Raw genomic sequence first — 14,719 nt, 5'->3', positions numbered from 1 at the left:
TTGTTATGAATAAATTAGTTAAAAATGAAATAGTAAAAATCAAAAAAGAAATGATGGACAAGGCAAATGGTGATGTGGAGGAAATTAAGAAAGAATACAAGAAGTATCTTCTTATATTAATAGCACTTATCAGTGATTATTATAACAGGCATATTTCTGGTGGTAAGATAAGCAATTTTAGAAAGAATATCATAATGAACGATTTGGAGAAGGAGATAAAAGAATATGCCAATGAACTTTATGATTTTCAATATGAGTTCTTCATTAACGAGCTAAAGGATATTTATGAAGAAACCTATTTTAAGAATCTTGAAGTATTAAATGATGTAAAACAAATGGATGTTAAAGGAGAACTTATTCCAGAAGAAATAGGAAAAATAATTAATGCTAATTATCAAGGAAGTACCATTACAAATAGGCTTCAAAACAATATAACTGAATTTGCAGAAAGTATTTACAATAAAATTAACAGGAACATATTAAATAGAAAAACTCTGGATGAAATGATTACAGATATATCAAATGTCTTTGAAATAAGTACATATAGCAGTAAAGTACTTTTAAATACAGAGCAGACCAGAGTTTTTACAGCTGCACAGGAAAAATTATTTGCCGATTATAAAATAGAAAAAGGTATGTGGTGTGCAGATGTATGCCAAAATACCTGTATGTACTGTGAAGCCATGGACGGAAAGGTATTTAGACTTGATGATAAAAACAGACCAGGCATTCCTGCACATCCAAACTGTAACTGCTGTTGGATACCAGTATAAGGGTGAAGTAGATGAAAAATTCAAACAAAATCAAGAAACTTATTAAAGATAAGTGTGCCTGTTATTTTACACAGCAAGGCTCTATCAATAACTATTGTTGCAATATTGATGGGTCTTGTTTATTTTTTTGCGATAATGAGGAGTCCACAGGCTGTAGATATTTTGAAGAAGGAGTTCTACCCATTGAGGCTGAACTGGAATTTGAATATAGAAATGAACGCCATATGGATGGGGTAGACAAGATAAAAGCAAAGCCAAGAGTTAGGTGTGAAAGATGTGGTGATTCCTTTAGTGCTAACTCTAACAGGCAGCACTTTTGTGCGAAATGTAAAAAGATAAATGACAGGGAAAAAGCAAAATTGAGAATGAAAAAGTTAAGAGAAAAGAGACATAATGTTACGATTTAGGGGTATCTTGAAGCCAGTAATATCAATGGGTGTAAAACTTAAAAGTGGGGTTAAAGTATATTTGTATTATAACTCCATTTTTAGGGATTCTAAATAGTAACATCGAAATAAACTGTCCCGAATATGACATTAAACTGTTCTTTTTTATGTAAAAAATTATGAATGCATCTTTGGTTCTATGAAGTCAAAGGGGCAAGAAGGAGGAAAACATGGATTTAAATGAAGTAAAACAGTTTATTGAGACCAATAAGGAGCAGGCAGAAGTTAAGGAATATCTTCAGGGCTTAAACAAAATAAGTGTTGAAGGTATTGAAAAATTTGTAGCTGAAGATGAAAGTGCTAAAAAGTGGCTGGATTCAACTAAAGACAAACATTTTAATAAGGCACTTGAGACCTGGAAATCCAATAACCTTGAAAATTTAATTGATGATGAGGTTAAAAAGAGATTTCCAGCTAAAGATGAGAAAGAAATACAGGTTGAAAAATTAAGGAATGAAATTGAAAAGATGAAGCAGGAAAAATTACATGAAACATTAATAAGCAAAGCTGTAAAGTTAGCCAGTGAAAAGAATTTGCCAGTTGATTTGGTGGATTTTTTTATTGCAGATAATGAGGAAAACACAGCTAAAAATATTAGTGTTTTTGAGGAAAATTTTAATTCATCTGTTCAAAAGGCAGTGGAGACAAGACTTAAAGGAGAAGGATACACTCATCCAAACAGCACTATGGAGAATATGAAGCCTAAAAACTTAAATGAAGCACTTAAAAATTATTATTCAAATAAAAATTAAATTGAAAGGGGAAATGATTTATTATGGCAGTAACATTAGAACAGGCAAAATTAAATACACAGGATGATATCCAAAAGGGGGTAATTGATGAATTCAGAAAGAGTTCTTTTATACTTGACAATATTTCATTTGATAATGCAGTAACACCCGGAACTAACGGTGCAACACTTACTTATGGTTATACAAGACTTATAACTCAGCCTACAGCTTCGTTCAGGGCAATCAACAGTGAATATACTACACAGGAGGTAACTAAGGACAGATATACGGTGGAACTTAAACCTTTTGGTGGTTCATTCGGTATAGATAGGATTATAGCAAATACAGGTGGACTTGTAGATGAAGTGAATTTACAGGTACAGCAGAAGGTTAAAGCTGCAAAGGCATTATTTCACGATACTATTATTAATGGAGATTCAGCAGTTGACACTAATTCTTTTGATGGACTCAATAAGGCAATTACAGGTTCAAGTACGGAATTTAATTCAGGAGCATTTATTGATTTATCTACATCAGCATCACTTGATACAAACTATAAGGAGTTTCTCGATTTACTGGATGAATTCCTATCAAACCTTGATGGAAAACCTACATTTCTTGGAGGTAATTCAAAACTTATAACTAAAATTAAATCTGTAGCAAGGAGGTCAGGGTACTTAACTCGAAGTGAAGATGCTTTTGGCAGAAAGGTAGATGCCTATGATGGCATTGTCCTTGTGGATCTTGGAGCAAAAGTTGGAAGCAATGATCCTGTAATTTCCATTGTAGATACTAGAAAACCCGATGGCACTGATGTGATAATTGGACTTACAGATCTTTATGCTGTAACACTTGCCCTTGATGGATTCCATGCGGTATCCCTTGCCAATCAGGATTTGGTTAAAATATGGCTTCCAGACTTCTCAACTTCTGGAGCTGTAAAAAATGGTGAAGTTGAAATGGTAGCAGCAGTTGCCCTTAAAACAACTAAAAGTGCAGGGGTATTTAGAAATATCAAGGTAGCATAAACTGGAGGTAATACATATGGCAAGGATATATTCAAAAAATGAAAAATATAATGGTATATCCGCAGGAGTAAACTTTGTAAATGGTGTGGGGGAGACACATATCCCCCATCTCATTTCCTGGTTCTATGAAAATGGATATGCAGTAATTGAAAAAATGAACTATAAAGAATTAATAGAATATGCAAAGAGAAAAGGCTTTAATGCCATTGGCATAAAAAAAGATGAACTTGTTAAAATGTTAAAAGAAATGGAGGAATAGCTTATGCTGGAACTTATGAAATTACTGCTGGGCATTGATAGTACAGATACTTCAAAGGATAATATTTTGAATCATTATTTAAATGTGGCGTTAAAGAGTATACTTGGATATTGCAATGTTACTGAATTATCATCAGATTACAATGATACAATTGTAGATTATTCAATTTATCTCTATAAAAATAGAGACAGCCTGGGTTATAAGCAGAAAACCGAAGGTGAAAGAAGTATAACCTTTGAGAGTGGCATTCCTGAAAATATTAGAAAAGCCCTTCCACTTCCTAAAGTTAAAGTAGGTGGATATGATGTTTAATGACACAAAAGTAGATATATTAAGTGGCGGTTTTGATAAGATTACTGAAGCTTATATTGATATACAGCCCTATGATAAATCTATAATGTTTGAAGATGGAATTGAAATTAATGTTACCAAACGGGGTTTTTGCGATATTATACCTTTAGTAAATATGGAATCTTATATTAAATTTCAAGATAAGCTCTACAAGGTAATGAAAATTAAAACATGGAGTGACTATATGGAACTGTGGCTTTACGAATGTGAGCGTGATAATACTTGAATAAAATAGATAAATTCTGGAACTTTTTTAAATTTGAAAAAGGGGAGCCTGTAAAAATCAATAATATGGACAATACAGCAGTAATAAGCAGTGCCAGTGAAAATCAGGATTATTATGATGATTTGTACATAAGAACAGATGCAAATATACAGACAGGAGATATTGTTGAATATGAAAATAAAAAATGGTTTGTAATAAGCCAGGAAAATAAAGAGAGTATATCTTATAAGGCAAAAATAAGAAGGAGCAACTATAGAATTAAAGTTGTAATTGATGGAGTATTAAATGAATTTGATTCTATCATTGAAATTGTAAGTGTATCTATTGGTGGAAATGGAGTTATAAATATAGCAGCAGGTGAAGTTACTGTTACTATACCTATGGATACCATTTCTAATAAAATAGATGTTAACAGCAGGTTTGTAAAGCTGGGGTATGTGTGGAAGGTATCAGGTGTTGACCGCAGTAGAAATGGACTCAACATAATTCACGCTGAAAAAGATTCTATAGGTGCCAATGATGATATGGAAAATGAAATTGCCAATAAAAACTTAATTGATGTATGGAGAATAACTGTAAATGATGAGAATCGAACAGTTAATATTGACTCAGATTATACATATACTGCTGTAGTGCTGAAAAATGGTTCTGAATATACAGGGGCTTCACTTATATGGCGGAGTTCAGATGAAAATATTGCTGTTGTTTCAAATGGAGTTGTGCACCCTGTGGCTTTGGGAAAGGTGACTATATCAGTATATATGGAAAGCAATCCGAATGTTAAGCTGGATTTAGATATTGAAGTTGATGAGGAACCCGATACAGTTACATATAAAATGTATGAAGCAGAAACTGATGGAACGGATAAGAACTATAATAGCTTTTCCATTATAGAAGATTATGCCATGATGTTTGGTATGGAAAAATACATAAATGGAGTACTGGCTCCAAATGATACCTATACTTTTACACTTGATTCAAATGGTGTGCCATCAGCAAATTATGCTTATACAGTATTAAATAACTATTCTGTAAAGATTGAAAATAAAAGCATGAGTACGCCAAAACTTGTATTGACAGCTGTAAGTAATGAAAGTGGTGGAACTATAACACAGGATATTCAATTAAAAGGGGAATGGTAAAATTTCAACATTAAGGGCAGGTAAAGTAACCTGCTTATTTTTTATGGGGAAAGGGGAAATGTTTATTAATGAATGAAAACTACATAAATTATTTATTAAGTGTACATATATTAAAGGATTTAAAAGATAAAAACATAATTACAGAGGAAGAATTTGCAGCCATAGACGATGAGAATAAAAAGTGCTTTAAACCTAAGGAAAATCAATGGTTTAACTTGATTAGTGTCCAGAACAATTATAACATGAACGTGCAATAAGAATATAAATTTTGAGAATATAAAGGAGGATGTCTATGGCACTAAGTGCAAAGAAAAAAGTTGTTGAGATTATTCCAACAAGAGTATACGAAAAGGTTGATGGAGAGGTAGTCATTAAAAAGAAAAGAGTCTGTGCTTATTGCAGGGTAAGCACAAATAATGAAGAACAGCTTGAAAGTTATGAAAATCAGGTGAGTTACTATACAAATTATATACAAAGCAACCCGGAGTGGCAATATGTTGATATTTATGCGGATGAGGGGATTTCGGGAACAGGAACTAAAAATAGAACTGAATTCTTAAGAATGATAAAGGATGCCAGGGAAGGGAAGATTGATTTAGTACTTACAAAGTCAATCTCAAGGTTTGCACGCAATACAATGGACTTACTTAAATATGTGAGGGAACTTAAAGAAAGAGGGATTTCAGTATTATTTCAGAAAGAAAATATAGATACTCTGGATTCAAAAGGTGAAGTATTCTTAACTATATTTTCTTCCATAGCCCAGGATGAAAGCAGGAATATTTCTGAAAACTCAAGGTGGGGTATAGTGAAAGGATTTAATGATGGCAAGGTATTTTGCAATACCACAAGATTTCTAGGCTATGATAAGGATGAAAATGGTGAGCTTGTTATAAACCAGAAGGAAGCTGAAGTTGTAAAGAGGATTTACAGGGAATATTTAGAAGGTAAAAGTTATAAGGGAATAGCAAAGGAACTTGAAAAGGATGGAATACCTACAGGTACAGGCAATAAAAGGTGGTGGGACTCTACAATTATAGGAATACTTACAAATGAAAAGTACTGTGGAATACTTCTTCAGCAAAAAACCATAACAGTAGATTACCTTTCACATAAAAGGGTAAAAAATAGGGGAATAGATAAACAGTATAAAATAGAGGATAACCATGAAGCTATTATTCCAAAGGAAGTATTTCAAAAAGTTCAGGAAGAAAAGGAAGGGAGGGCAGAGCTTAAAGGGAATATAAAAGGTGATAGGAGTAAATACTCCAGTAAATATCCTTTTAGTGGGAAAGTAATCTGTGGAGATTGTGGAAATACCTTTAGAAGAAGAACTTGGAATAGTACAAACTCCTCAAAGAAAATAGTGTGGCAATGTAAAACATATATTGAAAAGGGAAAAGATGCCTGTACTGCAAAATCAGTAGATGAAAGGATACTAGAAAAAGCTTTTGTAGATGTATTCAATAGATTAAAGAATTATAGCGAGGACTTTATTGAAACTATAAGCAAAAATATAGAAAAGGTACTATCTAAGAGAGCTGAAAATATTGATTTAATAGAAATTGAAACTAGGATTGAATCTGCAAAGGAAGAATTAAAAGAACTAATAAAGCTGCAAACTAAAGGGAAGATGGATGAAGAAGTTTATAGTGAAGAGTATGCAAGACTTTCTGGGGAACTTGAGAAACTGAGACAGGAGAAAGCTAAGATTGAAAAAGGAAAATTGGATGTAAAGCAATATAAACAAAGGGTAGCTGAAATTATAAAAGTTATAAAAGAGCAGGAAAGCTTACTTACAAAATTTGATGATAAAATATTTAATGCGTTGGTAGATAAGATAGAAATTATCTCACCAACGCATTTTGTTTTTGTATTGAGGAATGGGATGAGAGTGGAAGAAAGAATTTGAATTGAAAATAGAATAGATTGGTAGTAAAATAATACCACGTAGTAAATGAGGATATTTTATATGTATAGAAAGTCTAATATTCTTGTTTACTAGACCTAATGATGACTTTTGAAGGTAGGGATTGGTATTGAATAATAAGTATACTGTAGGAGACTTATTTGCTGGTGCTGGAGGTTTATCAAAGGCATTTGAACAAGCAGGAGCGGAGATTGTTTGGGCAAATGAAATAGATAAGAATGCTTGTAAATTATATAGAGAAAATTTTAGTGATGTATGTCTAGTTGAAGGGGATATAAGAGAAATTGAAGCTGAAAGTATTCCTGATATTGATATATTAGTTGGTGGGTTTCCTTGTCAAGGACTTTCAGGTGCAGGAAGAAGATTTGATAATAGAAGAGAAATCTTGTTTTTTGAGATTTTGAGGATATTAAATAAAAAGAAACCAAAAGCGTTTCTGCTGGAGAATGTTAAAGACTTGGTGTCGCATACGAATGATAGAATATTTAAGATAATTACTGAAGAACTTAAGAACATAGGATACTATATAAAATATGAAATTCTTAGCACTAAGGAGCATGGAAATATACCTCATAATAAAGAGCGAGTATATATTGTGGGTTTCAGGGATATAAAAGAATTTGAGATATTTAAATTCCCCAAAAAGATTCAATTAGATTTGAAAATAAATGATATTATAGATACAGTAGATAAAAAAGAAGAAGACTATTATTATAATGAAAATTCTAGTTACTACAAAATATTTAATAAGGAAGTAAAAGTAAAAGGCAGGATTTATCAACTTAAATTAATATCTAGAAAACAGCCAAATTATGATAATAAAATAGTAAGAAATTATGATATTTGTCCAGCGCTAACATCATATATAAGTAAACCGCAATATGTTCCTGTAATAAAGGATAATTATGGTATTAGGATGCTAACTCCGAGTGAATGCTTTATGATGCAAGGTTTTTGTGATTTTAAATTTTCAAAAGGCTTTAATGAAAATAGATTATATAAATATGCTGCTGGATGTTCTTCAGTTAAAGTAGTAAAGAGAATAGCAGAGAACATTATAAAAGTTTTAGATAATAAAGAATATTTATGTGATGATAATGAAGTGCATTCAGATAATACTGGTGTATTTCATTATCATAAAAATAAATTGTATGAATTTGAGGAAAATAGTGATTTACCAATAATAGAAGCTTCCTCGAATTTTAGTGTAAATAAAAAAAATGAGCTAAAGAGTATCCAACAGCAAGTGATAATTGAAAAACATATAAATAGAGAAGAAGAAAACTCGAGTAAAATAGAAGATGAAGAGCTAAATGCTATTAAATTAATTAAAGAGTTAGATGAAATAAAACCAGGAAAAGAAGATGCTATAGTATTTCATAAGTATATTACCAAAGCCTTAAATTTTATTTTTGAAGGCTATGTATTACGACAGAGAATTGAAGCTGAAATAAACGAAGGTAGAAAAAGAATAGATATAATGTTCGATAATTTAGCAGAAAAAGGGTTTTTCTGTGAATTAGGAAGTTTGCATAAAGTATTTTGTCCTAAAATTATAATTGAATGTAAGAATTATTCGTCAACTCCATTAAATCCAGAAATAGATCAACTTATTGGAAGATTTAATAATTATATTGGAAAGTTTGGAATTCTTGTTTGCAGAAATATAGAAGATAAAAAAAGTTTAAACAATAGATGCAAAGATGCTTTAAAAGGCGGACAAGGGTATATTATTGTGCTTAGTGATGATGATATTAAAGAGTTGATAATTTTTCGCCAAAGATGCGATGTTGAAGAAATCAACAATTATCTTAGAGATAAATTTGATGAACTTATATTATAAAAAGATTTACTTATTTATAAAAGCCTAATTTGTTGAAAATATAAATACGTTAGTGGAGTATTAAAAATATTAAGAGGAGTATAATTATGTGGAAGAAAATTTTTAGGAATAGTCAAAGCTTAAATTATAGAAAAAAGTATAAATGTCCTGTTTGCAAAGAGTATTCTTTATATATAATACATGACAAAGCCTGTGAATGTAGAAATGGTTGTGATATCGATAATTTAAATATTGCTAATATCATGATAGAAAATGATTTTTGTGGGTATTATACATCACAGGAAATTAAAGAAAATTTTTGGATTGACGATGAAGAGTGCAATAAAATATTAAAAAAGATAACAGTAAATAATACACTTAGTTTGCTTACATATGATGAAAAACAAACAATAGAGACATTTTTTCAAAGAACGAGTCAGTTAGACGAGAGATTAGATGATATAATGGCTAATTATCTTAATAATAATACTTTGAAAGAAGTAACAAACATTACGCCATTTGGATATTTAATTAACTTAATAGAAGATACACATTTTTTTGTAAATATGTGTTGTAAGGATACTATTTTACTGAATTATGGAATAGAACTTGCTACAAAACATTTTTATTCAGGAAGATTTTTTTACAATAATTCTGTAGAGCATTTATTTGAAGTAAATGAAAGAATATTTGTAATTCTAGGTATTCTTTATAGATACAGTTTTGAGTCTAATTTATCATTGAACAAGACATTTAAAATTGAAAAGTTTCTTAAAAAGAACTCTGATTATAAAAATTCTCAGTATAAAATAATTTTTGAAAGGCTTAAAAGCAACAACTTATATAATGAATTGAAAAGTATTAGGCAATCTAACGATCATGATTTGTCTTATTATTCAAAAGTAATTAATGAAGATATACAAGCACATGGTAATGAAAGTTTTGAATACTGGAATCGAGATGGCAATAAAGTAGATAAAGATATATATTTACCCCAAATTAAGAACATAATTTTTTGCTTAAATGAATTTTATAACTTATTGGATCAAATTATTATACAAGTAAGCAATGGCAAAGAAATTAATCAGATATTAACTTTTCCAATGATTGAAAAGTTCTTGAAGTTTGATGACAAAATTACTTTTAGAAAATACGACTCAGAAGATTTACAAAAATTGCAGATGTATAAAAATGATCTATTCTTGAAATTATCTGATTACAAAAGTAACTTAATTATTGATATATTTTTTAGGATGGATGAAGCAGTGCATTGTATTGTAGATGTTTATAATATAGCAGGTAATAGCTTTTATAAATATTGGAGTAATATAGGAATTATGCAATTAGATAGTTTAATAGATGAGCAATATTTGCTTTATAGTGCTCTTTTTAGGCTTTATTCATGTTATGATAAGTTATCACGATACATTGCTAAGAATAATGTGAAGTATACAGATATTAAATATTTTGAAGAATTTCAAACTAAATTAGATAATGGTATAATTATTAACAAAATAAAAAGCATCTTAAATGATGAAAATTATAAATTATTATTTCAATTGAGGAATGACATTTATCATAATTTACGTGCTGGTTGTTTGTACGGAGATAATGGAATAAATTATTATAATATGGTCTTATTGAAGACTGTTTTCGAAAATACAACAATTATATATGAATTTATTAACTTTTTAAATCCAAATAAAAAAGTTAAAATTGGAAGAAATGATCTGTGCCCTTGTGGTAGTGGGAAAAAGTACAAAAAGTGCTGTGGCAATAATTTGTAGTATTAGTGTGATTTCTACAAAATTTAAAAGTTGAAGTGAAAATTAATGATGCACTTTACTTAAAACAAAAGATATACATGTTTTAGATTGAATTAGTAAATTTTCAGTATTAGAAAATATTAAAAAAGTAAAGATATCTATTATTAAAGGAGAAAATTAAAGATTATAGAGGGAGCGTCCAATACAATAAAAAACTAGGGGTAGAAAATAAGGCTACTATATTCTTTTCAAGCGTTCCAGGCATGTAGAATGTGTGGTTAAAGTAACTAAGTAAAATCAGGGTTTAAAGGAAATTTGAATAATAAAAAACAAGCAATTACTACGAATTTACTACCAATGAAAATGGATTCGTAGTAATTATTTTTTTGCTACCAAAGTTTCGAATATATCCACACACAGTATCTTGTTTCATTTTATCTGTAACATGAGAGTATGTGTCCATGGTAGTAGCAAGTTTACTATGACCTAATCTTTCCTGAATATCTTTAGGTTTAGCTCCATTTTCTAGTAGCATAGTAGCATGGGTATGCCTAAGTATATGAAAGTGAAAATTAATACCTAGATCATAATTAATAACTTTGCTTAGGTATTTTAACGATTCAGTTGAAATCAATTGGCCATTTTCTTTAGTAGATATTAGGTCAGTAGTTTTATAAATTTTTCCATGAAAACTATATTCAGTTTTGGTATAGTATTTGCCATATCTTAATTGATTTTCTTTCTGCCATTTCTGGTGACGCTTTAAAATACTAATTAAACTATCACCTATCTTTATAGTTCTGTTAGAGCTGTCTGTTTTAGGTGTGTCAAATTCCCATATGGGACCTCTTTTTAATAAACTCTTTTCTACAGTCAGGGTTTTACTCTGAAAGTTAATATTATCCCAAGTAAGCCCACCCACTTCTCCAGCTCTTAATCCGGTATAAAAGGCTATTTGCACCACTATATAAAAAGAGCTGCCCATAGGAAACCTATCAAGTATTTTATTTACTTCATCCATAGTTAATGTTGCCATTTCTTCATCAGATTTTTTAGTATTAAATTTAGGCATAGAAACATATGTCATGGGATTTTCCTTGATTAATTCATATGGGTGTACAGCCATCTTTAAAGCTCCAGAAAGAACTCCATAAAAATTAGAGATGCCATTTTTAGTGTATCCATTTAATTTTTTGTTGTTTAGAAACTCTTGCAGTATATTTGGGGTTAAAGATTTAAGCTTATAATTTCCTAAATCCTTGTTTATATGCCTTTTTACAACTCCCTCATATGCATTGTAGGTATGTAGCTTTAAATTAATCTTAACGTGATTCTCAAGCCAATATTTAAAGTAATCAATAACACTTATATTACTATTCATTTTAGTGTTCCCAGTGTTTTCATATTCATTTAAAGCCATTCTAAGAGCCTTTTCAGCATCAACTTTAGTTCTCCTCCCTTTCCTACAAATTTTCTTATAGGTGTTGCCTACTTTGGCAGTGTTAAAATAATAATACCATGCGTTACCGCGCTTATAAACTCCAGGCATAAATTATCACTTCTCCTTTTTATTTTTATATAGAGTTGTTACAGAAAATAATAGTAGCAGCTCTATATTAATTACTTTCCGATTTTTCTGGATTTTTTAATTATTTGAGACATTTTAAATTCTATAAAAGATTTACTACTGCTTTTCAAGTCTTCTATATCTAACAAATTTATTTCAAACTCTCCATCTTTTGATTTAAGAATTAAATAGCCATTTTTCATTTCACGAATAATTTCGTAACCCAAGATATATAGATAGTGCTCTAAAAAATAAGATGTTGCTTCCTCACTAGTAATATCTTTAGTATTGTAGTCTTCAATTAAATCACTAATTTTTATACTAAGAGCTGCTGAAATAGCTTTAATAACTTCCATACTAGGAGTAACTTCACTGCTTTCGTATTTTTGTATCATACGTTCAGATTTATCTAGAATTAATGCTAAAGTTTTTTGTGTAAAACCTCTAGTTTTACGATATTTTTTGATGTTTTCAGAAATACTCAAAATATCACCTCTGATTATGATAATAACACAATACGAAATAAAAGTACGTATTTAAGGAGGAGAAAAAATGAATTTGGATTTAAAGAAATTTAAGGTAGCGCAAGCTAAATCCTGCTTATCAGTTAATGAATTAGCGGAAAAATCCGGACTTGGAAGAGCTACAGTTTCAAAAATAATTAATGGTGCTAGTACCCCGTCAATAAAATCTGTAGGTCTACTTGCTAAAGCTTTAAATGTTGATGTAACTGAGATTATTGCTGATTAAGCTATTGCATGGTAATTAAAATGTAAAGCATATATATTGGATTTTTCACATGCAATATAAGTAGTTATAAGGGGGATTTAATATGAATAAGGCATCAATAGAAAAGAGAGAACTTCCAAATATGATATTTACGGTAGAAGAAACTTCAAAAATATTAAAGAGTAGTACAAATACTATCTATAATTTAATAAGGCAAGGAAAGATAAAAGCTTTAAAACTTGGAAGGTTGAAAGTACCAATGTTTGAATTAGAAAGATTTTTAAGGGATAACTTAGGAGAAGATTTGTCAGAATATGTATGTTAGATATTACATGACACAAAAGAAAAAGTGGATTAGAGATGATACTATTCTAAAAGCAAAAAAAGTATGGTGGTAACATATGCAATATATAAATAATAACTTTGATAAAATTCCACAAGAATTAAAAAATTATAATAACTGGGTATTATGGAGGCTGGAAAGCCGAAAAGGTAAAAAGACAAAAATACCTTACCAAACAAATGATAAGGTTGAGAGTAGCACTAATCCAAATACCTGGATAACCTTTAGTACTGTTGTGAAAATATACATTAATAAAAGTAACAAGTATTCAGGTATAGGCTTTATGTTTTCAAATACTGATATTACGGGTGTTGATATAGATAATTGTACCATAAATGGTGAAATAAATGAACATGCTCAACGGATAATCAAGCAGTTTAATAGTTATACGGAAAGAAATCAAAGTGGAACAGGTATTCATATTCTAGTTAAAGGCAAAATTTCAAAAGTTATTAAAAAGGATATAGAAATTTATGGCGAAGGAAGGTATTTTGCCCTCACCGGAGATAAGATTTGTGGTGATAGCATTGAAGACAGGCAGAATATTTTTAATAGTCAGAGTGAAGCAGACCAGGCATTATGCAATCATTTAGCATTCTGGCTTGATAAAGATTATAACAATATAGATATCACATAATTATTTGGTGTTACATAACTAATCATACATTCTACTTCTCCTTTATAAATATTTTTTAATACGATATCTTTTAAAATTTCATTTTTTGTATCATGCTATTATTTATATATGGTCATACCATTCATACTCTAACAAAATAATTTTTCTGTCTGAATAAAATAAGATATCTAACATAAATTACTAAATTATAGAATGTGCTTTGCCACTAGTGACAGCTTTGTTTATACTATTCTATTTAAATAAATAAGTTTAAGTTTAATGTAATTGTGGTATAATATATTTAAAAGAAGCCGTTTCGGTTTATATTTTACAAAGCTTTTAGTTAACTAAAATGCACTTAGTGGAATGGGTGCATTTTTAGTTTTTTGAGTTTTTATCTTCTTCACTATCAACAGTAATAGATATTTCATTATTACTGTCTTTAGAGCTGTTCTTATATTTAAGAATAGCTTTTTCTTTTAAGTATGCAAGAATAGCAAAAATACCTACTATACCTATGATAGTAACACATACTATAGATGTAATAGTAACAGAATCACTCATATTGCCCCCCCCTTGCTGTCAGATTAACCGAAACGACCTCTTTGAAAGAGATAGAATACCGGAGGGTGACTAACTAAAAACATTTTTATTCTCTTGATAACATTATACCATATTTTAGTCGATTTTCTATTTTAGATTAAAACCTGATATATCAAGTTTTTTATAAATGCCCGGCTGCAGAGCTAATAATTAATTCAATTTACGAATTATATGGAATAGAAGGAATAACCTTAAAAAAACTATTGTATTAAAAAACTATAGTTGAATAATACATATAAAAAAGAAAGAGAAAAATAAGGATAAACCCGCATAAATAGGTTGAAAAAGTGTCTTATGGTGTTTGAATAGCTTGTTAATACACTTTTGGTTAAGACATAGTAAAACATATAAGAGTGGTTGAGATGGTAGTTACTTTGACAACAAATG

Annotated in this window: 18 protein-coding genes; 15 read left to right on the top strand and 3 right to left on the bottom strand. The window is 29.8% G+C overall.

Translation table 11 applies throughout. The features are described from left to right. The first annotated feature begins 5 nt into the window (after window positions 1-5). The 12 genes from ACJDU8_RS04455 to ACJDU8_RS04400 all read left to right on the top strand — a co-directional run bounded on the left by ACJDU8_RS04455 (window position 6) and on the right by ACJDU8_RS04400 (window position 10,495). A complete protein-coding gene (locus ACJDU8_RS04455) occupies window positions 6-773 on the top strand; it encodes a minor capsid protein (RefSeq protein WP_406790952.1) in 768 nt (255 codons plus the stop codon). 11 nt (window positions 774-784) lie between these two features. Further along, the gene (locus ACJDU8_RS04450) at window positions 785-1,180 is read left to right on the top strand and encodes a hypothetical protein (protein WP_406790951.1); all 396 of its coding nucleotides are present in this window, start codon (window positions 785-787) and stop codon (window positions 1,178-1,180) included. Between the two features lie 209 nt (window positions 1,181-1,389). Then, window positions 1,390-1,971 (top strand): DUF4355 domain-containing protein, encoded by a 582-nt coding sequence (locus ACJDU8_RS04445; RefSeq protein WP_406790950.1) that lies wholly within the window; start codon window positions 1,390-1,392, stop codon window positions 1,969-1,971. 23 nt (window positions 1,972-1,994) lie between these two features. Beyond that, the gene (locus ACJDU8_RS04440; protein ID WP_406790949.1) at window positions 1,995-2,978 is read left to right on the top strand and encodes a major capsid protein; all 984 of its coding nucleotides are present in this window, start codon (window positions 1,995-1,997) and stop codon (window positions 2,976-2,978) included. Window positions 2,979-2,994: 16 nt separating this feature from the next. Beyond that, window positions 2,995-3,237 carry a hypothetical protein gene (locus ACJDU8_RS04435; protein WP_406790948.1) on the top strand — a complete coding sequence of 81 codons (243 nt, stop codon included), beginning with the start codon at window positions 2,995-2,997 and terminating at the stop codon, window positions 3,235-3,237. Window positions 3,238-3,240: 3 nt separating this feature from the next. Continuing rightward, window positions 3,241-3,549 (top strand): phage head-tail connector protein, encoded by a 309-nt coding sequence (locus tag ACJDU8_RS04430; protein ID WP_406790947.1) that lies wholly within the window; start codon window positions 3,241-3,243, stop codon window positions 3,547-3,549. After that, on the top strand, window positions 3,542-3,814 hold the full coding sequence (locus ACJDU8_RS04425) for a hypothetical protein (RefSeq protein ID WP_406790946.1): 273 nt from the start codon (window positions 3,542-3,544) through the stop codon (window positions 3,812-3,814). The genes ACJDU8_RS04430 and ACJDU8_RS04425 overlap by 8 nt, the downstream gene beginning before the upstream one ends. Then, complete coding sequence (locus tag ACJDU8_RS04420) at window positions 3,811-4,956, top strand: hypothetical protein (RefSeq protein ID WP_406790945.1); 1,146 nt, start codon at window positions 3,811-3,813, stop codon at window positions 4,954-4,956. The genes ACJDU8_RS04425 and ACJDU8_RS04420 overlap by 4 nt, the downstream gene beginning before the upstream one ends. A gap of 68 nt (window positions 4,957-5,024) precedes the next feature. Next, complete coding sequence (locus tag ACJDU8_RS04415; protein ID WP_406790944.1) at window positions 5,025-5,213, top strand: SHOCT domain-containing protein; 189 nt, start codon at window positions 5,025-5,027, stop codon at window positions 5,211-5,213. Window positions 5,214-5,248: 35 nt separating this feature from the next. Continuing rightward, on the top strand, window positions 5,249-6,868 hold the full coding sequence (locus ACJDU8_RS04410) for a recombinase family protein (protein WP_406790943.1): 1,620 nt from the start codon (window positions 5,249-5,251) through the stop codon (window positions 6,866-6,868). Window positions 6,869-6,995: 127 nt separating this feature from the next. Beyond that, window positions 6,996-8,729 (top strand): DNA (cytosine-5-)-methyltransferase, encoded by a 1,734-nt coding sequence (gene dcm / locus ACJDU8_RS04405; protein WP_406790942.1) that lies wholly within the window; start codon window positions 6,996-6,998, stop codon window positions 8,727-8,729. An 86-nt stretch (window positions 8,730-8,815) separates the two neighbouring features. Then, entirely contained in the window at window positions 8,816-10,495 is a 1,680-nt protein-coding gene (locus ACJDU8_RS04400) for a YecA family protein (RefSeq protein ID WP_406790941.1), read from the top strand. 319 nt (window positions 10,496-10,814) lie between these two features. Here ACJDU8_RS04400 and ACJDU8_RS04395 read toward each other — a convergent pair whose 3' ends face one another. After that, window positions 10,815-12,023: a tyrosine-type recombinase/integrase gene (locus tag ACJDU8_RS04395; protein ID WP_406790940.1), complete on the bottom strand. Its 1,209-nt coding sequence runs from the start codon at window positions 12,021-12,023 to the stop codon at window positions 10,815-10,817. 71 nt (window positions 12,024-12,094) lie between these two features. Then, a complete protein-coding gene (locus ACJDU8_RS04390; protein ID WP_406790939.1) occupies window positions 12,095-12,526 on the bottom strand; it encodes a helix-turn-helix domain-containing protein in 432 nt (143 codons plus the stop codon). A gap of 67 nt (window positions 12,527-12,593) precedes the next feature. Between ACJDU8_RS04390 and ACJDU8_RS04385 the strand changes: the two genes are divergently transcribed. The 3 genes from ACJDU8_RS04385 (at window position 12,594) to ACJDU8_RS04375 (ending at window position 13,750) form a co-directional block, all read left to right on the top strand. Further along, window positions 12,594-12,791, top strand: a complete 198-nt coding sequence (locus tag ACJDU8_RS04385; protein WP_406790938.1) for a helix-turn-helix domain-containing protein — start codon at window positions 12,594-12,596, stop codon at window positions 12,789-12,791. An 82-nt stretch (window positions 12,792-12,873) separates the two neighbouring features. Next, window positions 12,874-13,095 (top strand): helix-turn-helix domain-containing protein, encoded by a 222-nt coding sequence (locus ACJDU8_RS04380; protein ID WP_406790937.1) that lies wholly within the window; start codon window positions 12,874-12,876, stop codon window positions 13,093-13,095. Between the two features lie 76 nt (window positions 13,096-13,171). Beyond that, window positions 13,172-13,750 (top strand): phage NrS-1 polymerase family protein, encoded by a 579-nt coding sequence (locus ACJDU8_RS04375; RefSeq protein WP_406790936.1) that lies wholly within the window; start codon window positions 13,172-13,174, stop codon window positions 13,748-13,750. Window positions 13,751-14,107: 357 nt separating this feature from the next. Here ACJDU8_RS04375 and ACJDU8_RS04370 read toward each other — a convergent pair whose 3' ends face one another. Continuing rightward, the gene (locus ACJDU8_RS04370; RefSeq protein ID WP_406790935.1) at window positions 14,108-14,293 is read right to left on the bottom strand and encodes a hypothetical protein; all 186 of its coding nucleotides are present in this window, start codon (window positions 14,291-14,293) and stop codon (window positions 14,108-14,110) included. Between the last annotated feature and the right edge of the window lie 426 nt (window positions 14,294-14,719).

This window comes from Candidatus Clostridium eludens (genome assembly GCF_045310515.1).
GTDB lineage: Bacteria > Bacillota > Clostridia > Clostridiales > Clostridiaceae > Clostridium_B > Clostridium_B eludens.
This window is presented reverse-complemented; position numbering and strand designations above follow the sequence as displayed.

What these genes read in the sequence shown, in the direction of transcription:
- ACJDU8_RS04455 (WP_406790952.1), top strand. Translation starts at nt 6, where the DNA reads ATGAATAAATTAGTTAAAAATGAAATAGTAAAAATCAAAAAAGAAATG.
- ACJDU8_RS04450 (WP_406790951.1), top strand. Translation starts at nt 785, where the DNA reads ATGAAAAATTCAAACAAAATCAAGAAACTTATTAAAGATAAGTGTGCC.
- ACJDU8_RS04445 (WP_406790950.1), top strand. Translation starts at nt 1,390, where the DNA reads ATGGATTTAAATGAAGTAAAACAGTTTATTGAGACCAATAAGGAGCAG.
- ACJDU8_RS04440 (WP_406790949.1), top strand. Translation starts at nt 1,995, where the DNA reads ATGGCAGTAACATTAGAACAGGCAAAATTAAATACACAGGATGATATC.
- ACJDU8_RS04435 (WP_406790948.1), top strand. Translation starts at nt 2,995, where the DNA reads ATGGCAAGGATATATTCAAAAAATGAAAAATATAATGGTATATCCGCA.
- ACJDU8_RS04430 (WP_406790947.1), top strand. Translation starts at nt 3,241, where the DNA reads ATGCTGGAACTTATGAAATTACTGCTGGGCATTGATAGTACAGATACT.
- ACJDU8_RS04425 (WP_406790946.1), top strand. Translation starts at nt 3,542, where the DNA reads ATGTTTAATGACACAAAAGTAGATATATTAAGTGGCGGTTTTGATAAG.
- ACJDU8_RS04415 (WP_406790944.1), top strand. Translation starts at nt 5,025, where the DNA reads ATGAATGAAAACTACATAAATTATTTATTAAGTGTACATATATTAAAG.
- ACJDU8_RS04410 (WP_406790943.1), top strand. Translation starts at nt 5,249, where the DNA reads ATGGCACTAAGTGCAAAGAAAAAAGTTGTTGAGATTATTCCAACAAGA.
- ACJDU8_RS04400 (WP_406790941.1), top strand. Translation starts at nt 8,816, where the DNA reads ATGTGGAAGAAAATTTTTAGGAATAGTCAAAGCTTAAATTATAGAAAA.
- ACJDU8_RS04395 (WP_406790940.1), bottom strand. Translation starts at nt 12,023, where the DNA reads ATGCCTGGAGTTTATAAGCGCGGTAACGCATGGTATTATTATTTTAAC.
- ACJDU8_RS04385 (WP_406790938.1), top strand. Translation starts at nt 12,594, where the DNA reads ATGAATTTGGATTTAAAGAAATTTAAGGTAGCGCAAGCTAAATCCTGC.
- ACJDU8_RS04380 (WP_406790937.1), top strand. Translation starts at nt 12,874, where the DNA reads ATGAATAAGGCATCAATAGAAAAGAGAGAACTTCCAAATATGATATTT.
- ACJDU8_RS04375 (WP_406790936.1), top strand. Translation starts at nt 13,172, where the DNA reads ATGCAATATATAAATAATAACTTTGATAAAATTCCACAAGAATTAAAA.
- ACJDU8_RS04370 (WP_406790935.1), bottom strand. Translation starts at nt 14,293, where the DNA reads ATGAGTGATTCTGTTACTATTACATCTATAGTATGTGTTACTATCATA.